Origin of the sequence: Natronorubrum sp. A-ect3, from assembly GCF_041821125.1 — an archaeon.
In the GTDB taxonomy this organism is placed as follows: Archaea; Halobacteriota; Halobacteria; order Halobacteriales; family Natrialbaceae; genus Natronorubrum; species Natronorubrum bangense.
In genome coordinates, this window is sequence record NZ_JBGUBB010000010.1 from 1 (window position 1) to 17,068 (window position 17,068).

The following is a 17,068-nucleotide window of genomic DNA, read 5'->3' on the forward strand; positions in this document are numbered from 1 at the left end:
CTATATCTGTAGACCCCGGTCAATACATAAGGGCTTCGAACCTTAACTTCAAAGATAGTCAGTACCAAGCGAGTATCTGAAACGGACTTTCGTATAATATATAGCCTGCTCGCTGGAAGATCGACAAGTCGCTCGAACTCCAAGCGATGGTTCCGTTGGAGTAAAATGAGCCAGTTCGTACAGACCACTCAACGGCTGCACAATCTGTTTTTATGGGCCCTGACGGGACTGGACTCTTGGCTCGTTGCTATTGTCGAGGTTGCGTCAATCATGGTTATAGATCTGGTAGGTAGTCGCGTCGCTGATTTGCCTTTTCGCGGGCGTTTCGCCGGTCGTAGTGGCGATCGAGGATATCGTCGCTCGCATCGAGTCGGTCACCGACGACTCGACGGGGCACGTCCTCGCGACGGTAGGCCGTTACCCGGCCACTCCGTACGTCGTGGGGTGACCTCGAGGACGGGCACTTACTCGCGCTCGTGTAGGTGGTCGCCTCGCAGTCCTTGGGCTCGCGATCGTGGGGACAGTCCTCGCCGCGCCAGCATGGGCGAGTCACTCCGTACATCGTATCTCGAATCGTCGAGACAGTTGGACGGCCATGGCCTGTCGTCAGAAGTGGATCACGTCCGTGGCCGTCGGTCACGTCCTTCCGGGGACCATCGATGTAGTCCTGGAGAACGCCAGCGACGTGACCACTGATCGTATTCCATCGCTCGCCCTTCTCGCCTTTCTTGAGTGGGGTATCCGTTTCCGGGCGATGAACGAACTGCAGGCCGGGCGAACCGACCCCGAGATCACAGTCTCGAAGATCGATTGCACGTATCCCTCCTGCACGCGCGCCCGTGTGCCACAGAAGCAGTAGGGTAACGTGCTTCCGCGAGGCGTAGTGGTACCGTTGCAGGTAATCGAGTATCTCGACCGCGCGCTCGGGCTCGAGGGTCGAGTCGCTTACACCCTCGCTCGCCGAGACAGTCGGGAGCGGCACCTTTGAGAACAGGTCCTCCGGAACCGCATTGATGTCCGCACAGAACCGAAGGAACGCACGCAACGTCGCCAGCTGCCCGCGCAAGGTAATCGTCGCCACTTGCTCGCGGCCCTCGCCATTCCCCTCTCGTCGCCAAACGCGGTAGGCATAGAGATCGCGGCCCGAAAGGTCGTTCAGGTTCTCGATCTCTTCTTCGGCACACCACTGTGTGAAGGCCTCAAGGCGGTAGACGTGTGACGGGAGCGTTTGAGCGCTCAATTCGTCTCGCCGGCCCTCGATATACATCTCGACGGCCTGCTCGGGGCCGATCGGTTCGAGACCGGAACTCATGCCGATCCCTCAAAGTTACCGGCAGCTACCGGAATTTGTACTCGATCTCTGTTAGTGAAACTGGTCCGAGCTGCGAGCTGTGGGCCGCAGCCTGATCTGTCCGGTCGAGCGGGAGCTTTATGCCCCGCAGTATCCTGCAATTGCATGCTTCCGTAGTTAGGGTACGGAAGCCAGGCGGGCCGGTGCTGGAACACCTGGTCCGCGTTTTCAACGGAACCCATCCGGATACCGGTGGGTCCATTGGGCTTCCGGTATCGTCACCGAAACACCACGTCCACTTATAACTATCTAACCGTACGTTATTGCCTGCAGCAACGGACAGTACTATAGCTTAATCAACCAGTATTGATAAAATGCGGCGCTGTACGCTTCTTGTATGCCAAGACCAAGGGTGCCGTGGATGACTCAAGCTGATGACCGGATCCTCGAGACCCTTGCGGATAGTGAGCTTATTCTCTCACCGCATGTTCTGTCGGTCAATATCGACTACTCGAGACACTATCTGAGCACACGGCTCGGAAAGCTTCGTGATGCCGAGTTAGTCGAGCGCGTCGACGACGGGTTGTATCGGATCACCGACCGCGGGCGGTCGTACCTCGAGGGTGATCTCGAGGCAGTCGAACTCGAAGAATAGCAGCTACTCGCTGGGTTCGGTCGGTCCAGTCGGCGTTCGATACCGCGGCTGGAGCCCAAGGGATCGCGCGGCGTCAGCCGAGATCGTCACCATTCGCTCGCCGGAGGTGACGGGTTCCTTCGCAACGTCTTCGATCAGCGCGGCCAGCTCATCGCGATAGGACTTGTCGCGTTCCTCCTGAATCTGGACCGTCTCTTTCGTTCGCTGGTGGATCGCCCGGTTCGCGAGATACGCCAGGACGAACAGTTCGCGAACTTCGAACGGGGCCTCGTCGAGATACCACGGTAACGTGAAGTCCTCGAGTCGCGCCTTCGGCCCAACGGGCGCACCGAGGACGGCAAGCGTTCGGCCCAAGACCGAACCGGCGACCGTCGGCCGAACCTCTGTTGCTCGTGAGTCGTCATCCTCGTGGTAGAACTCGTGCTCCACCCCGACTCCGTCGAGCGCGTCGATCACGTGCGAGCGGTGATCGCGATGGTTCAACGCGAAGGAGGGAGTGAACGTCTCGATGGCGATCGAGCCGCCGGAAAAGACGTTCGCGACGAGCGTGTTCAGTGCGAGAAACGTCCCGTCTTGCATGGTCGCATCTAACCAGCCATAGTCGCGGGCGACCTCGATCCCGCGGGCGGCATCCGGCATTCCGCCGTCGGCCCATCCACGAACGCGCCCACGTGGTAACTCCAGCGCGTTCGAGATCGCGTAGGAGCCTTTGTCCGGATGCTGACTCGCATACTGCAGCACAGCCTGGTAGTCGAGGACGGCCGCCCACGGATCACTGTATGCCCCGCCGTCGTAGGTGCGCGCGAGGTCGCGCTCGTCGACTACGGGGGTGTCCCAGTCCATACTGGGTTTCAGATGTGAGACTTCAAATACGTGTTGTATTGTTGAGTGATCGGAAAATCGCAAGACGGCGTGGCTTCAAGGGGGTGCTGTAGGGTCTCTAACCCCGCCTAATTATCAGATCTGAAAGTGTCCCAAAACGTTCTTTTCACCAATACGTTGTACTTTGGGATAATTATATATATGCAGTCTTCTCTGGCTGCAAGTAGCACCGCAACGACGAGACGGCACCGCTGAGGGGCGATTTGTAGCTCCCTCGAGCGCCGTCGGGTGTCGCTGTAGCACTCGAGGAAATCCGTCCCACGTTGCGGGTGCGTGAAAACGCAAATCCAACTATGGATCTCACGAAATATCGAAACAAGCTGATCGGAAGCGAAGACGAGCGGGCTGTATCGCCAGTTATCGGTGTTATTCTCATGGTCGCGATAACGGTTATTCTCGCGGCTGTGATCGCAGCATTCGTGCTGGATATCGGTGACGATTTGGGCCAGAATGATGCACCAAATGCGGTCTGGAGTTCAAGTGAAGAGAATGATCTTGACTGGGGCGATGGCGACGATGTAGTGATTCAATTCACACATGACTCGGGTGACACAGTTGACCTCGGAAATCTGGAGTTGGCTGGTGACACTCCTGACCATGGAGATGTTAGCTTCGCCGATGCAGAATTAGAAGTTGATGGAGATAGTGATGATGATGTGAGAGTTTCAGCCGGAGATACTGTCGATGTTGTCATTGATGTTAGTACTGGCAGTGGCTCAGATACGACCGAGACGATCTTCGATGAAGGCGATGAAGTGACGCTTGTCTGGAATGATGGTTCAAGTAGTTCTACCATGAACACGCATGACGTAATTAATGAGATTGAGGTCACATACCAAGGGTCGTAGGTGAATAATTTCTTCCATCTCTACTTTCTGTAGAATGGAGATTGCGGAAAACCCTTGCTCAAGATTGGTTGAGTCAAGTTCATCTTCAGTACCGATCTAACTAGCTGATTCGACCCGCGGATCACCGCTAGGATGTTAGGAAATCCGAACGGATTACCGAGAACTGTTACGGTTCAATTTCTTTGACTAACTCGAGCGACCATTCTCCCTCACCCACATGCCGAATATGCACGTGATGTTCGCCCTCGAGTCGCCCATCTTCGTCTAACAGGCCCTCGAGGCGGACGTCGTCTTTCGGGAGCGTGATCCCGACCGAATCCTGATCGAGCTGGCGGAGTTTGTTCAATGCCATATCTGGCGGGCAACCCCCCTTCTCATAAAAGTTGGTGACTCTCGGGGAACCCAAGGTGTTCCGGCGGTTTTCCTGACATTTTCGTCACGGCGGGGAAACCGGCTGGTCGTATGGCATTAAGCCTCCCACAGAAGTACGTCCCTGACTCGGTTCGTCAGGAAGACGGTATCGACTTGACAGACAGTATTCTCGCCCCGCTGTTCGTGCTGGCGTCGTTCTCGATCGGCGCGGTCGGCACCCTTCAGTTCAGCGCGCCACTCAACGTGTCGCTGACTGATTCGCTCTACTCAGCCCACGGGACGGACATCACCTATGCGTTCATCCTCTCGATCTCGATTCTGTTGATCGGCTGGCTGACTAACGAAAGCACACCCGAGGACTGGACCGACGTGGAAACCGTCGTCGTGCTCCTGGCGGTGCTTTTGAACGTACTCGGGGCACTCGTCCCAGCGATGCAGGTCACCCTCGAGAGCATGTGGTACGTCGGCTGGTTCAGCGTCTTTCTGAACGGGGCCGCGTTCTACGTCATCGCCTACAAGTAACCCGGAGGACACACCATGCATTTCGATATTTTCAGCGACACGACGGACTGGTATCGCACATCGACTTTCAGCGGCATCGCGGGGTGGCTCTGATGCGAGTACTCCGCAGACTGCCGCTGTCGGACGTCGGGCACGAGATACTCGAGGCGGTCGGCGTCCTCACGCTGCTGGGGTGTGCGTTCGTCTTACTGCTGTTCGTGCTCGGGGGTGGGTCATGATGTCGGCCGACGATAGCCCACAGCCCACGGCCCACGAACTCGAGCTGCCGAGCAACGCGATCGCGCGACGGTCGTTCATGCAACGGGTGGGTGTCGGTGCCGCCGCGATCACGGCCGGGGCGGCCTCGAGCACGTCGGCGGCTGCCGAAGATGACGAGGACGACGAGACCTCAAACTGGGACTACGTTCGTGATGGAACGAACGGGGTTCATATGCTCCTGACTGGGCGGTATGCGACTCGAGCATGGGGCAACTATCAGGACGCTCAAGACGAGGCGTTGCACGAGGAGATGTACGCCACGGCCCGCGAGATTGAAGAGGACAGACAAAACGCCTTCGACTCGCTCGAGAACGATTTGACCATGCTGTCGGGGTGGATTCGAGATAACGTTGCCAACGAATTAGCGAATGTGGCGGCTACTGATGGCTCGATTGAAGATATGCACGATGCGTCTAAAGACGTGGTGCGCAATAATATCTCGAACTCTATACAAAACCTGTTCAATGTCTGGGTAACTGACTTCGAGAAGACTGCGAAAGCGATCTACGAGGTTGATATGAGCGGATACGAGCCTGATCCGCATATGTTCTTAGCTGGGATCGCGTCATTTGATGGAGTCAGTGGCGGATCCCTAACAGATCAAGAAAAGCAATACTATGACAAGTGGACGCATTACCATACTGACGGCGATGAGGGAGACGAACCGACCGATTCAGAAGAAATCAACACCGTCGATTTATCACTGCCAAACGGCGACTTGGTAACGCTCCCGGTAGACGCATACGTAGATCACTACCGAACAGGGACTTCCTTATTCCCGTTCGCAGAGGCCTCAGATCCTGATTGGGGAGACACAGATAACGTCGATGGGAACAGCGATTACGAAAACTGGCACGAACTCGCACACAAAGTAGTCAATCCGAACGACTACAATTATCAAGATGACTTTGTCGGAACTGAAATCGAAGATCTTACTGACGAATATGAAACGATTTCGCGCATCGGGATCTATCCGTATGATGCGACTGACGACGATCGCGCTGATATTCTAGACGCGCAACGGTTTACCAATATCCACAAAAACCTGCTCGACTTGCTCGAGCAGGAACTGAGCCACGCCGAAACCCTCGTCGAGAATCTCGGGCAGGCGATGCTCGACGGGGAGGTCAGTTACCACGACGTTGCTTCAGGACAGGCGGTGCTCGATGCTGCTGCCGATCTCGAGGACTGGAACGATGCGGCGATGTTCCACCGCCAGGTCAACACTCCCGAAGGAGAGCATGCCGCGGTCGTGGAACTCGAGAGCGGTGTCGAACTCGAGGGCGCACTGTTCTGGACGGCCCCCGATCCCGAGCGCGGTATGCCCGTCGGTGAGTGGATCGAACCCGAAGACGAGCTCGGCGAGATCCACATGGGCACAGAAGTCCGCGACCTCGATGGATACGACGGCGACGACTGGGACGAGGACTGGGTTGGCGTGACGAAGCTCACCCAGCCGTTCCGTATCAACGGACTCGATGGCGGGCACGACGGTCCACTGATGTTTGACGAGACAGAGCTCCCGGATCCACAGGACACCGAAGCGATGCTCGAGCGCATCCGCGATGCCTACGAGCGCGAGCAAGAAGCGAAAGAGGATGCCGATATTACGATCAATCTCGACGGCGGTGACGGTGGTGGCGGCGACCCACTGTTTGACTTCGACAACCCGCTCGATTCGGACGGGGCGGCGTATCTCGGACTCGGCCTTATCGGTGTTGTCGTGCTGGCGGTCATCGGGATCGTGACTGACCTCATTCCTGGGCTGGGTGACTGATCGTGCAACGTCTTCTCGTCTTTTCGATGGTGGCAGCGGTGGCACTGGCGATGGGCATGGGCGTTGGGCTGACCGCAGCCGACGAAGACTGGCCGACCGATCAGGACGACCTCGAGCGCGGCGACGTGCTCGAGGCGATCGAGCAGGACCGCGAGGACGTGCCGGAGGATGCCCGGACGGCGATCAACAACTGGGCGACGAGCAACCCGGACGAACTCACCGACGACGAACGTGATACCGTCCGCGACTGGTTGCGCACCGAGCCGGCGGAGATCGACGCTCCCGAAGAGTTCGAGGTTGAGTTCAGCGGTGGCGTGTGGATCACCGACTACTCGCTCGAGGACGGCGAGGCAACGATCACCTTCGAAACCAGTCGCTACCAGCGAGTGACAGTGTCGGATGCGCTCGCGGGAGTCGATCAAGATGGCGCCGTACAAGTGCCGAGTGAAACCCACGAACTCGAGCGCGGCGAAACGACGATCTCGACAGACGTACGCGAGATGCGCGGCTCGTCGACGGTCGGCGTTACAGTTAGCGACACCACAGTTAGACTCTCGACAGAGATGCAAGCGCCGGAGCAACAGGACGAGAACCCGTTCCGGCACTTCGGCGGCGAGAGCGGACTGTTCAGCGGGATTATTATGACCGTTGGGCTGGCCGTCGTCGGCACGGCACACGTACTGCGCTCCGAAGACAGCGGGGTGATCGAAGCATGACCGAAACGAGCGGCACGTTCGGCTCCTGGAGCGACCGGCTGACGTACATCGCAGCCGAGAGCCAGCTGATCGTCTTCGGGCTGATGGTCTCACTCGGTGGTGCGCTGGTGCTTATCCGGCCGTCACTGCCGGGTGTGCCACCGATCGCCTACGGCTGGTTCGCAGCCTTACTCCTGCTCGGGCCGCCGCTGCTCGCCTTGTTCGTGACGGGAGCGCGGAAGCTCAGACAGCGGCGGATGGTCGAAGTACACCACATCAACGCCGTCGAGGACGTTCGGCGGAAGCTCTACGTCGAGCCCAAGGTCTGGGACGAGAAGGTGATCGAAGGCCCGAGCCCATACCGATGCAACGACGACGAGGCGTTCGAGGTTCGCGAGTTCGACTGGCAGGAAGACACCGAGACGCTGGTCGTCACTGGCTGTTACTTCTCACAGCTGTCGGACTCGAAACTCGTCACGGTGAAAGCGATGCTCGAGGACATCCACGGCGAGCTAGTCGAGACGGCGATCGCCTACAACAAACTCCGCGGACGGATCTCGAGGATGGGTATCGAGATCGAACGCGATACGATCAACGCGCACGCGGAAGCGGACGAGCGCGGGTTGATGACCCAAAAGACGAGCGTCAAAGAACGGTTCGAAGCGGCCGAAGACGATGCGAACGAGTGGTCCAGCGACGAGATCAGCGACCTCGGCGAGTACGAACAGGAGTTCGATCCCGTCGATCCAGATCCCGTGACGATCGATCAGGGAGCGATGGGCATGGGCATGGGCGATGGCCAAGCAGCAACCGACGGAGGACACGAATGAGATACATCCACGACGGCACGGTACGGAATCGAACAGTTGAGCCACCGAAAACGTTTGTCGGAAGCGAGCCGGTCACATCGGCCCGGAGAAACGGCTTCGGGAAGCTGTTGTACAAGCTTCGAAGGACCGAGAAACCGCTGCTCGTCGGTCACGAAAGCGACCGCTGGAGGTGGACCGATGACTGACGACAACGCACTCCACGTTACAGGCGAAGCGCGAGAGTACCAGGACGGATTCGGTCAGCGGGAGAATCGCGAGATCGCCGACCACGGCGGCATCGTCAGGGACGAATCGATCTCTCGAGCAATGTCGATCCGGTCGATTCACTACGAGCCAACCGCGGCCGATCGGCCCGACAAGATGCCCGGTCAGAGCAAAGACCTCGAGAAACACCGTCAAATCCGGATGGTCGAAGGGACTGAAACCTTCCGCAGAGCGATGGAGAACGGCGATATGCCGACAATCAAGCACCTCGTTGGCGACACCTCGAAACGCGCGGACGTGAGCGGACTGAAGGCGATCGGGAAAGTCGACGAACTCGTGAACGGCCCGGCTCCGGTGATCGTCGTCTTGGGCGAGATGGGTGCCGGAAAGACTGACTTCGCCTGCTTGCTCGCACAGCGCTGGCGAGCGCTCCACCAAGAGAACTCGCTGCTCGGAACGAACATCCAGAGCTTAGAGGAAAAGAATCGCTGGGTCGACGACGACGGTGACGTCCAGGACGGCTGGATCGGCGACTACGGCACCCTCATGGAGTGGGTTGAACAGGACGGCGACCCGCTCGAGCACAGCCAGCGCAGCAAACTGTTCATCGGTGACGAGTTCTCGAGTGCCGCCAGCGGAAGCGGAAAGCAGGGATACGAGACTCGACAGAAGATGGCACCGCTGGTGTACAAGATCCGCAAGTACGGCGGTGCGCTGATCTACATCGCACACGGCGAGCGTTCGATTCATCCGATGCTCTGGCGCGTTGGGACGATCGTCAAGAAGGTCTCGCGAAAGAAGGCCGTCATCGCCGACTCGATTCGGAACGCCCAGCTGGCAGACATCGAAGGCGAGATCGAAGGCGTTCCACCGACAGACTTCCGATACAACACGAAAGAAGCGAGCGACTGGAGCTGGTCGGAGTACGGCGACGAAACCGACGAACTCGAGGCGGATCAAGCAGCGAAGATGACGGCCATTTGGACCGCGATTCGGTGCAAAGAAGAGGGAATGACCGACCGTGAAACCGCCAAATTCGTGCCCTACAGCCACGGATGGGTCAATTCCCGGTGGAACGAACACCGAAAGGACGGCAAACACGTCGAGACGCTTGGCAAGGTCGAAGAGGTAATCGCATGACGGCAGCGGGTTGGATAGCTGGTTACGGTTACACACCCCCCTTTACAGTAGCTATGGGCGCGGCCCGACAGGGCCGCGTGGCTACGCCCATCGACTGCGTTCCATGTGACATAGCTGGCGGAGAAATAAATAAAGACGCGCGACGAGCGCGTAGGATGTGATCGGCATGGCTGTCGCCTTCCGTTATCTGATCGACGTTGCTCGGTTCGCTGTTGTCGATCTGGCCCACGAACTACGGATGGATTACGAGCGCGGTGTCTTCTCGAAGCAAACGCTCGCGATCATCGGCGGCTCGAGCACGGTCGCGATCGCGTCGATCACGACGGCCGCATACGGACTGGGGATTAGCGCGCTGCTCTTCGCGGTGTTCGTTACCTGGTCGAGTGCTCGAGCCGACCGGCGCTGGCGAGACGAACGGAGGACACCGTGAACCGATCGAAGCGAGCCAACCACTTCGGAACGATCTGCGAAAAGCGCATGGCCCGAAAGCGTCGGTTCGCTCTCGAGCGCGCCAGCTGGCACGACGCTCGATTCCAGAACGGGACGCCAGTCGAGATCAAATCAACGATGCTCGAGCACGCCGACGGCCAGCCGGGCAATTTCAAGGTTTACCGAGCGTATCACGAGAAGCTTCGGCGGGCGGACGGCTGGTACTGTTTCGTCGTCTACCGTCCCCATGGTCGCAGCGGGTTGACCGTCGTCAAAGACAAGATGGTTCGAGCGGGCGATCTCCCGCTGCTCCGGTGGCACGGTGGCGGCGATCACCGCGGCACACAACAGGCGAAGATCGCAATTGGTGACGTGTTTTAGCTCCCCTCTGTCAATTCTGCTCACGCTTTCGGTGCAGATTCCGCTATTTACGACCCAACAGCGGCCAGTCAAGGCGTTCAAGGCGCTCTTGCTCGCCTACAGGAAGCTATAGAAAAAAGGATAGCAGTCCAACATGGCACAAACCGTCGATATACTTAAGCGATCACTGTTTGCTAAATTCAGAAAAGATGGAGAAATCGGCATTTCTCAGGGATGATAACGCCGTTTCGCCGGTAATTGGAGTTGTGTTACTTGTCGGCATATCTGTTATGACTATGGCTCTTGTCGGATCTCTCGTTCTTACTCAGGGAGGGATCATCCAGCCCACACCAGATATTGACGTGGACTATGTCGAGCAGGAAGATGACAATGTTTCGGTGGTCGTCACATCGCTCATCGGCACCTCATCTGTTGATGAAGATGACTTCGAGTTCCGAGTAGACGGACAGGAAGCCTGTGGTGCATGGGATAGTTCCAACGGAGTCGGTGTCGGCGACAGGATGAACATCACAGGATATGCTGATGGTGGTGACTGTGCAGACCTTGATGATACTAGTTCGATTGCTGTGATTCTGGACGAAGGCTCACAGTCGGAATTGCTCAGCACCTATGATGTGCGAGATGAAGGCGCTGGCGAAGGCGGAGAAGGCGGAGAAAGCGAAGGTGAATCCACCTTTACTGTCTCCGTGAACAGCTATGACGAGACTGTAACTGAAGGTGAGCAAGTCATCTTCGACGTGACTATCGAGAACACTGGTGAAGAAACAGACTCTCAGAATATCGAACTAGAGATTGTGAACGACGAAACCGGTGAGTCCGAAGTCATCGACCAGACAGAGGTTGAACTGTCGAGCGGAGAGTCAACGGATATCGAACTGACCTGGGAAACAGACGATGGCGATAGCGGCGAAGATGATCAACGGTCGTATTCAGCGACTATCAGTGGTGAAGATGATCACGAGACAGGGTTGGTCGTTCAAGTTGAAGATAACGAGAGTACAACCGATGAGCCGGTATCGTTTGACGTCCTAACAGTGGATGTTAGCGAGTTCGATAATCAAGACGATACCGTAGCGATCGATATCGAGTACGAACTAAGCGGTGCACTCGACGATGCCGAAGTCGAAGTCGCTGCGGAAGTTGATTATCATGGCGGAAAGGGTGATGATAACAAAGAAAGCAAAGAGATTCAAGATACTGATGGTACTGTTTTGTTTATCTTAGATGTGGAGAACCGCCAGGATGAGATAGATGTCGACGGTGTGATTGACGGCGAGAAATGCAGTGTGACTGGAATCGAGGGCGGTGACAGTGGAGTAGACGTTTGCTGATCTCACCCTAAACCCAAGACCGTACTTTTTACTCGGTTCTTGTGCTGACTTCAGTACTGATCTCAAAGCTCACGGCTCGAGTGCTCAGTGTCTCGGCGATCTCCCGGCGCTGCTCGAGCGTGAGATCATCGCGCTCGAGAACCTGCTGAATCGCGCGGACGAAGTGGGGGACATCATCGCAGGCACTGACCACGGCCTTTGTCCTGTTACAGTCGTAGAAGTCAGCTGCTCGCTCGATCGCGTCTCGTCGATACGCATAGTCGCCGTCGGTTCTGATTCGCATGCTCGTACACACGACCCCCGAAATCCTAGTTTTTTCGGCTCACTCAACGGCCCATATCAGCCCAAAATGGGGGGATCTGTCGGCCCATCGTCGATGAATCCCGACTCGAGGTGGCGATCGACTCGCGATATGCACACGGCGTTCTCGATCTCGTGTGCATATTCGGGAAACGGATTCTGTCGACGTGCAACCCCCTGGAGATTCTCCCTCAGGACACGCTGTTATTTTGAAGCGACAACAACCGTGGTTTCCAGATCACCCGATTGTCCTGAAAGATCCATCTCAAATCCACGCGGGTTTCCAAGAATAGCTCTAGGATCGTATATGAAACAGATCAGTTTCTCACAATCCGGATGCGCCTGATAATGTTCTTTATCTTCCGCTATTTGTTTTTTCAGCCGTTTCTCAGCATTATTTTCGCTCGCGTACTTCACTTCTATCCCAATTTCCCCCTTTTTTATTAAGAAGTCAATACGAGATGCACTTCCAGCGTGACTTGGAGAATATTCTTCATCACGAATATCATCAAATTCTATCCATAGGAGAGAATGTAATAAATCTTGGACATCATATTCATCGGTGATCGCGATTGTATCACGATCATCATAGCGATCTTGCAACTGGCGAGCTACTTTCGGGAACCGTTTACAAATACGGAGGATTTTTTGATCAGGTTCTAATTCCGGAATTTCTTCAGAAACATCCTGATCAGATCCAGATGCTTGGTCCAACTTATTTCTGAAATGCTGAGGGAGATACGGCAGCGACGCTCTCATAACTGCCGTAAACCACTGCTCTGACCTTACCGTGATATCATCTGGTCGAGGAAGAATGATCAAAGATCCATTCCCTGAATTGTTGAAAGACTGGAGAGCAACTCCGCAAGTAGAACCATACTCTCCACGGGTGATTAGTTCCTTACTCTTCTTAAAATTCGAATTTTCATATTCAACATAGCACTCCGCTGAGTCTGCAATCTCTATATAACTGTTCACATCTTCATCTTCTGTCTTAGGAAAGCAATTGTGCTCTCCGCCCCCCCAAGATAGAGAAACACCCGTTTTTGCCAATATATCGTGGTTAGATATTTCGTAGTCTGTTTCCCTGATAGTTGCATTTATAGATTTGAAATCAGATAGAAGTACGATAACTGCGCCATCTGTTTTAAGGAATTGGCCAATTTCGTCTCTTATCTGGAACAAACGTTGGCACAACCAGCGGGCTTTCGATTCAGTATATGCGTATTCAAATTTCAAATCTAAGATTAAAACATCGTCATCTAAGTTAAATGAAGCGTAGTAATCCCATTCACGGATATCGACCCCATCAACTCTAATATTGACATTGTGATCTTCTTCAGTGATTAGTTTAATACTCATATATAATAGTCTACCACTGCTTCATGTTATAATGGTCGTTATATTCCAAGAATTCGGCTCTGTTGAAACCACCAGTAGGAGATGTATTCTGACTCGGGTGCGGTCGGTACAGACCGCAAGTATATTTAATCCAGTCGCTCTCCTCGCCGCCATTCATAGTACCATCGTATCATTATGTATCCTGCCATAGCGATCATAATAAAGAAGGTTATTTTCCCCATTTTTAGAATAGTCAACGGTTCTTGAGCCGTAGCGAATACTGCACCACCAGCCATGCCCGCGAGAACTGCTTCACCGGCCTTGGCACCGGCACGTAGTAAATCAACCATATGAAAGGAAAGTCAGGCTCATAGTTATTAACTAGGTTTTAGTATAACTCTTGACGGTCTAAACGTAGTCTTCTGCGATCGGCTGTTTCATTCTATCTTGTATCTAAAGAAAGCTATTTTAACAGGGAATGGTTTACAAAATATAGACAGGACCGTTTCGTATGCTTCAATTGGAGACTGTGTGCGGAGGTTGGGATAGGGACCTGTGATTTTTTGCGCTGTTGACTTGGCGACACGCTATAGCTGACTCTTTCACTTACACCAGGGTGTATATCGGATGATCAAGGACTAACGCGTGAATCATGGGCTATTGTTGGGAGATTCCTACGTCGATCTGGCACCGCACCTTGCCACCTGCCTGACCGTTTCTACTCCCCGTGTAGATAGCGAACAGCGGTTCTGAAGCCAAATCCGAATTTGTGCGGTAGGCCGGGGGCGATATGCCCCCGGCCGTTTTACCCCGCCGCCCCAGCGGCACTATACGGTACGGGGGGTTGGCAGGGTGCCATACCGACAGAACGCGACAGATACCGCTCTACGGCCGCCCAAACACCCACAGAACCCGGTTCCAAAGCGAACACACAGCTGCGGAAGACTCGAGATCGTCGCGACCTCGAGCACACCCGCGCAAAAAACACACCGCATAGCGTCTGGAATGAAAAGCTACCAGCGAAATTGTAAATGAGAGGCGACAAAACGGGCGAAAACTGGCGGCGTAGACGAATGCTGTTGCTACAGAAAAGGAGAGCCCGTGGCGACGAGCCGGCTTAGCCCGTCGCGTTCAGCCAGTCGTAGGCTGAGATCCGGACCTTTACGTCCTGGGCCTCGAGGTCACCGCGTGCGATGAACTGACCGACGTTGGCAGGCGAGTACGGGAGCGTATCGATCGGTCGCCAGTCGTCGCGGTCGCGACGATCGGCACGACCGTCGTCGTCACTTTCCTCCAGGTCGTCGTCGTTCTGCTGCTGTCGCTCCTGTCGATCTTCGCGACGTTCGTCAGCGCGCTCGCTCTTGGCTTCCGGCGTGTCGTCTGGATTCACCTCGTCGAGCGCATCGTCGGCAGCGTCTTCGAAGAATCGCGACGAGAAGGCGACCCACGTCTGCACGCCCTGTACCTTCTTGAGAATCCCCGGTTCGTCGCTATCCGGATTGTCATCAGGGTAGGTGAGTCGACTGACGTGCTTGCGAATGGTGCGATAGGCACCGCCCGTTTCCTCCATGAGCGTCTGGTAGGTGACCGTGCCATGTCGACGAACGGTGTCGAGAATATCGTACACCAGCTGTGTGTTCGGCTTCGTCACCTCGCGGTAGAGTTCCGGAACCAGCGACTCGTAGTGCCGTCTCAGCCACCAGCGGCGGCCTTCTGGATGCTGCCACGTGTACGGCTCAGCGGTCGGCCCATCAAAAACGTCGTCACCGACGAGATCCGTCACACCGACGTCTGCCCATACCAGGTGCGACAGGACGATCTCGCGAAGCGCGCGCATGATGTCATCCCACTCGTCCCAGTGGTGGTTATCGCCGTTCGGGTTGCCCATCAACGCGGCTTCGATCTTCGGCTGATCGAACGGATAGCTCACGGCCTCCGGGTTGTCCGTATAGTACAGTTTCAACAGGATATTCGCATCCAGATCAGGAAAGCCCAGCTGTCGCCAGTCGCGAGTTGTGATCTTCGCCTCGAGCCAGTTGCCGTCGGAAGCGAGCCCAGTTGTGTCAACGTCGGCCGCGTGTTCAGCGAGCAAGTCCGCGCTCTGGCGAATAGTGTGGACGAGGTCGTCGGTCTTCGCGTCGTCACAGCGGACGTGTGTCTCTGCTTTCCAGAATCCCTTGCTCTGTTCGTTGATCTCTGCCTCGTCGAGATCGTAGTCGAAGACGTGAGCCACCAGGTCAGCGGCTCGATCGGCGAGCGCCTCGGGGTGCTCGACCCACGTCGTCTGGACGTGGACGAGCGTCCCAGTCCCAAACGGGAGGTTGACATCGTTTCCATCGCTGTCAACCAGCCCGTCGTACTGTGGCTGGATCTTGAGTGAGAGCGCGTTCAGCGGCGTTTTCGACCACTCGATATTGCCCTCGTGATCGATCGGCTTCAGCGTCACGTCGTACTTGTAGAACGGGCGGTAGTTCGATCCCTTTCCGCGACCGCCACGCCATCGACTGTCGGTTTGCACGACTGCATGCGGAACGCCGTCGACGAGATAGTCACGCGAGAGAACGATCCGTTCTTTCTCTTCGGTTGGATCGACGACGACCTCGTCTTCGTGTGCGTAATGGGCCGCGCGTGCGTGCTGGTAGAGCGATCCATCGCGGATGTTGCGGTTCTCTCCGGCATCGAACGGAATACGCCCAACTGGCCGGGAAGCGTCGTTCAGTACGAACTTCCCACCCCCACCGTGGCCAGGCGGTGTCGGATACGTCTTCGACCGCGTTTCGATTCCCTCGTTGCGCGGGAGATCGTAGTCCCCGCCCGGAACGACTGTCGACTCACTCGCCGATCGGGAAGCGTCCGAACTCATGCCGATCCCTCCTCGAGCTTGTTCTCTGCTCGGCGGAGCAGATTCCCGACCGTCCCTGGCCGTCGATCAGTCCGGCGGGCGTACTCGCGAACGCCAACGCCGTTCTCTCGACACGTGACGTAGGCCTCGTGTTCGGCCTCAGTGAGCACAGAGAGATCCGGCCCAAAGTCAACTAGCGATGCCTGCTTACTCGACACGCTCGCTCACCTCGCGCTCGGGGACAGGCACGTAGCGAACGTGCTCATCGGAGAATCGAAGCCCGACACCGGTCCAGCCGTCGATCATCGCGTTAGCATCGGAGCCACCCGCTCGAGCCGGCATCACGATGTCGTAGGGATGGCGATCACACCGCCAGCCGAACGTAATGAGTTCGTCGAAGGCAGCAGCGAGAGCGACGTGCACAAGGTCGGGCTTCTCGATCCGCTGGGAGCCTTTCGACCTCCCGACAGGGTAGCCACACTCAGGACAGACGTGAACGCCCTCACTATCTCGCGTGGGCTCGCGAACGACTGTCGGCGGCATGAATCCGAACTGTTGCAGGTCTGATCGACTCATCGCGAACCACCGTCCTCGAGCGCGCGACGAACATCGTCGTCTGTGGCTTGGTGGGCCGGATGGGCTATGGGCGTTTGACTCCTGACGTTGTAGAGTCGACTCGCCGGAACGAATGGTTCCTCACGCATCGACCTCACCCCCGTGACGGCCGGGCGATGTCTCTGGATCTGGAACCGAGACATCTTCTCCAGCTGCCGAACCGCGGCTCAGTCGAGCGTAGGTATCACACTCACCACAGCGGTGGGCTCGATCGCGGTTGTCACCGAACACACGGCAGAACCGATCGGTAACGTGGGCACCGCAGTGATGACAACTCGAGGTATCGACCGACGGCCAGGGTGAAACCGTCACGCCGACCACCCCGTTTCGGACACGAAAATCGCAAGCAGGCGGC

At 56.4% G+C, this 17,068-nt stretch carries 21 protein-coding genes; 12 read left to right on the forward strand and 9 right to left on the reverse strand.

What is annotated here, in order from left to right:
- Positions 1 to 274: 274 nt before the first annotated feature.
- Positions 275 to 1,312 carry a tyrosine-type recombinase/integrase gene (locus ACERJA_RS18245; protein WP_373609654.1) on the reverse strand — a complete coding sequence of 346 codons (1,038 nt, stop codon included), beginning with the start codon at positions 1,310 to 1,312 and terminating at the stop codon, positions 275 to 277.
- Between the two features lie 400 nt (positions 1,313 to 1,712).
- Here ACERJA_RS18245 and ACERJA_RS18250 point away from each other — a divergent pair, with 400 nt between their 5' ends.
- A complete protein-coding gene (locus ACERJA_RS18250; RefSeq protein ID WP_373609740.1) occupies positions 1,713 to 1,946 on the forward strand; it encodes a MarR family transcriptional regulator in 234 nt (77 codons plus the stop codon).
- A 3-nt stretch (positions 1,947 to 1,949) separates the two neighbouring features.
- Here the strand turns inward: ACERJA_RS18250 and ACERJA_RS18255 are convergent, their stop codons facing one another.
- Positions 1,950 to 2,789, reverse strand: a complete 840-nt coding sequence (locus ACERJA_RS18255) for a hypothetical protein (RefSeq protein ID WP_373609655.1) — start codon at positions 2,787 to 2,789, stop codon at positions 1,950 to 1,952.
- 332 nt (positions 2,790 to 3,121) lie between these two features.
- Here ACERJA_RS18255 and ACERJA_RS18260 point away from each other — a divergent pair, with 332 nt between their 5' ends.
- A complete protein-coding gene (locus ACERJA_RS18260) occupies positions 3,122 to 3,676 on the forward strand; it encodes a type IV pilin (protein ID WP_373609656.1) in 555 nt (184 codons plus the stop codon).
- Positions 3,677 to 3,842: 166 nt separating this feature from the next.
- Here ACERJA_RS18260 and ACERJA_RS18265 read toward each other — a convergent pair whose 3' ends face one another.
- Complete coding sequence (locus ACERJA_RS18265) at positions 3,843 to 4,028, reverse strand: hypothetical protein (protein WP_373609657.1); 186 nt, start codon at positions 4,026 to 4,028, stop codon at positions 3,843 to 3,845.
- Between the two features lie 110 nt (positions 4,029 to 4,138).
- On the opposite strand from ACERJA_RS18265, the gene ACERJA_RS18270 reads away from it, so the two are divergent.
- From ACERJA_RS18270 to ACERJA_RS18315, 10 genes are all read left to right on the forward strand, one after another.
- The gene (locus tag ACERJA_RS18270) at positions 4,139 to 4,570 is read left to right on the forward strand and encodes a hypothetical protein (protein ID WP_373609658.1); all 432 of its coding nucleotides are present in this window, start codon (positions 4,139 to 4,141) and stop codon (positions 4,568 to 4,570) included.
- Between the two features lie 92 nt (positions 4,571 to 4,662).
- Positions 4,663 to 4,788 (forward strand): hypothetical protein, encoded by a 126-nt coding sequence (locus ACERJA_RS18275; RefSeq protein ID WP_275040519.1) that lies wholly within the window; start codon positions 4,663 to 4,665, stop codon positions 4,786 to 4,788.
- On the forward strand, positions 4,785 to 6,605 hold the full coding sequence (locus ACERJA_RS18280; RefSeq protein ID WP_373609659.1) for a hypothetical protein: 1,821 nt from the start codon (positions 4,785 to 4,787) through the stop codon (positions 6,603 to 6,605). Before ACERJA_RS18275 ends, ACERJA_RS18280 begins: the two co-directional genes overlap by 4 nt.
- A gap of 2 nt (positions 6,606 to 6,607) precedes the next feature.
- Positions 6,608 to 7,321, forward strand: coding sequence for a hypothetical protein (locus tag ACERJA_RS18285; protein ID WP_373609660.1), 714 nt, complete (start codon positions 6,608 to 6,610; stop codon positions 7,319 to 7,321).
- Positions 7,318 to 8,130 (forward strand): hypothetical protein, encoded by an 813-nt coding sequence (locus tag ACERJA_RS18290; protein ID WP_373609661.1) that lies wholly within the window; start codon positions 7,318 to 7,320, stop codon positions 8,128 to 8,130. The genes ACERJA_RS18285 and ACERJA_RS18290 overlap by 4 nt, the downstream gene beginning before the upstream one ends.
- Positions 8,127 to 8,315, forward strand: a complete 189-nt coding sequence (locus ACERJA_RS18295; protein ID WP_006065095.1) for a hypothetical protein — start codon at positions 8,127 to 8,129, stop codon at positions 8,313 to 8,315. The genes ACERJA_RS18290 and ACERJA_RS18295 overlap by 4 nt, the downstream gene beginning before the upstream one ends.
- A complete protein-coding gene (locus ACERJA_RS18300; protein WP_373609662.1) occupies positions 8,308 to 9,474 on the forward strand; it encodes a hypothetical protein in 1,167 nt (388 codons plus the stop codon). The genes ACERJA_RS18295 and ACERJA_RS18300 overlap by 8 nt, the downstream gene beginning before the upstream one ends.
- A gap of 166 nt (positions 9,475 to 9,640) precedes the next feature.
- A complete protein-coding gene (locus ACERJA_RS18305) occupies positions 9,641 to 9,904 on the forward strand; it encodes a hypothetical protein (protein WP_373609663.1) in 264 nt (87 codons plus the stop codon).
- The gene (locus ACERJA_RS18310; protein WP_008164197.1) at positions 9,901 to 10,284 is read left to right on the forward strand and encodes a hypothetical protein; all 384 of its coding nucleotides are present in this window, start codon (positions 9,901 to 9,903) and stop codon (positions 10,282 to 10,284) included. The genes ACERJA_RS18305 and ACERJA_RS18310 overlap by 4 nt, the downstream gene beginning before the upstream one ends.
- A 188-nt stretch (positions 10,285 to 10,472) precedes the next feature.
- Entirely contained in the window at positions 10,473 to 11,615 is a 1,143-nt protein-coding gene (locus ACERJA_RS18315) for a type IV pilin (RefSeq protein WP_373609664.1), read from the forward strand.
- Positions 11,616 to 11,643: 28 nt separating this feature from the next.
- Here the strand turns inward: ACERJA_RS18315 and ACERJA_RS18320 are convergent, their stop codons facing one another.
- The 6 genes from ACERJA_RS18320 to ACERJA_RS18345 form a co-directional block, all read right to left on the reverse strand.
- Positions 11,644 to 11,898 (reverse strand): hypothetical protein, encoded by a 255-nt coding sequence (locus tag ACERJA_RS18320; protein WP_373609665.1) that lies wholly within the window; start codon positions 11,896 to 11,898, stop codon positions 11,644 to 11,646.
- 221 nt (positions 11,899 to 12,119) lie between these two features.
- Positions 12,120 to 13,277 carry a hypothetical protein gene (locus ACERJA_RS18325; protein ID WP_373609666.1) on the reverse strand — a complete coding sequence of 386 codons (1,158 nt, stop codon included), beginning with the start codon at positions 13,275 to 13,277 and terminating at the stop codon, positions 12,120 to 12,122.
- A gap of 1,096 nt (positions 13,278 to 14,373) precedes the next feature.
- Positions 14,374 to 16,119: a hypothetical protein gene (locus ACERJA_RS18330; protein ID WP_373609667.1), complete on the reverse strand. Its 1,746-nt coding sequence runs from the start codon at positions 16,117 to 16,119 to the stop codon at positions 14,374 to 14,376.
- A complete protein-coding gene (locus ACERJA_RS18335; RefSeq protein WP_373609668.1) occupies positions 16,116 to 16,316 on the reverse strand; it encodes an RNA polymerase subunit sigma-24 in 201 nt (66 codons plus the stop codon). Before ACERJA_RS18335 ends, ACERJA_RS18330 begins: the two co-directional genes overlap by 4 nt.
- Positions 16,306 to 16,674 carry a hypothetical protein gene (locus tag ACERJA_RS18340; protein WP_373609669.1) on the reverse strand — a complete coding sequence of 123 codons (369 nt, stop codon included), beginning with the start codon at positions 16,672 to 16,674 and terminating at the stop codon, positions 16,306 to 16,308. Before ACERJA_RS18340 ends, ACERJA_RS18335 begins: the two co-directional genes overlap by 11 nt.
- Before the next feature lie 120 nt (positions 16,675 to 16,794).
- Positions 16,795 to 17,034 carry a hypothetical protein gene (locus ACERJA_RS18345; RefSeq protein WP_049889677.1) on the reverse strand — a complete coding sequence of 80 codons (240 nt, stop codon included), beginning with the start codon at positions 17,032 to 17,034 and terminating at the stop codon, positions 16,795 to 16,797.
- Between the last annotated feature and the right edge of the window lie 34 nt (positions 17,035 to 17,068).

What these genes read in the sequence shown, in the direction of transcription:
- ACERJA_RS18305 (WP_373609663.1), top strand. Translation starts at nt 9,641, where the DNA reads ATGGCTGTCGCCTTCCGTTATCTGATCGACGTTGCTCGGTTCGCTGTT.
- ACERJA_RS18325 (WP_373609666.1), bottom strand. Translation starts at nt 13,277, where the DNA reads ATGAGTATTAAACTAATCACTGAAGAAGATCACAATGTCAATATTAGA.
- ACERJA_RS18275 (WP_275040519.1), top strand. Translation starts at nt 4,663, where the DNA reads ATGCGAGTACTCCGCAGACTGCCGCTGTCGGACGTCGGGCACGAGATA.
- ACERJA_RS18320 (WP_373609665.1), bottom strand. Translation starts at nt 11,898, where the DNA reads ATGCGAATCAGAACCGACGGCGACTATGCGTATCGACGAGACGCGATC.
- ACERJA_RS18270 (WP_373609658.1), top strand. Translation starts at nt 4,139, where the DNA reads ATGGCATTAAGCCTCCCACAGAAGTACGTCCCTGACTCGGTTCGTCAG.
- ACERJA_RS18300 (WP_373609662.1), top strand. Translation starts at nt 8,308, where the DNA reads ATGACTGACGACAACGCACTCCACGTTACAGGCGAAGCGCGAGAGTAC.
- ACERJA_RS18260 (WP_373609656.1), top strand. Translation starts at nt 3,122, where the DNA reads ATGGATCTCACGAAATATCGAAACAAGCTGATCGGAAGCGAAGACGAG.
- ACERJA_RS18290 (WP_373609661.1), top strand. Translation starts at nt 7,318, where the DNA reads ATGACCGAAACGAGCGGCACGTTCGGCTCCTGGAGCGACCGGCTGACG.
- ACERJA_RS18265 (WP_373609657.1), bottom strand. Translation starts at nt 4,028, where the DNA reads ATGGCATTGAACAAACTCCGCCAGCTCGATCAGGATTCGGTCGGGATC.
- ACERJA_RS18245 (WP_373609654.1), bottom strand. Translation starts at nt 1,312, where the DNA reads ATGAGTTCCGGTCTCGAACCGATCGGCCCCGAGCAGGCCGTCGAGATG.
- ACERJA_RS18255 (WP_373609655.1), bottom strand. Translation starts at nt 2,789, where the DNA reads ATGGACTGGGACACCCCCGTAGTCGACGAGCGCGACCTCGCGCGCACC.
- ACERJA_RS18250 (WP_373609740.1), top strand. Translation starts at nt 1,713, where the DNA reads ATGACTCAAGCTGATGACCGGATCCTCGAGACCCTTGCGGATAGTGAG.
- ACERJA_RS18330 (WP_373609667.1), bottom strand. Translation starts at nt 16,119, where the DNA reads ATGAGTTCGGACGCTTCCCGATCGGCGAGTGAGTCGACAGTCGTTCCG.
- ACERJA_RS18295 (WP_006065095.1), top strand. Translation starts at nt 8,127, where the DNA reads ATGAGATACATCCACGACGGCACGGTACGGAATCGAACAGTTGAGCCA.
- ACERJA_RS18315 (WP_373609664.1), top strand. Translation starts at nt 10,473, where the DNA reads ATGGAGAAATCGGCATTTCTCAGGGATGATAACGCCGTTTCGCCGGTA.
- ACERJA_RS18280 (WP_373609659.1), top strand. Translation starts at nt 4,785, where the DNA reads ATGATGTCGGCCGACGATAGCCCACAGCCCACGGCCCACGAACTCGAG.
- ACERJA_RS18340 (WP_373609669.1), bottom strand. Translation starts at nt 16,674, where the DNA reads ATGAGTCGATCAGACCTGCAACAGTTCGGATTCATGCCGCCGACAGTC.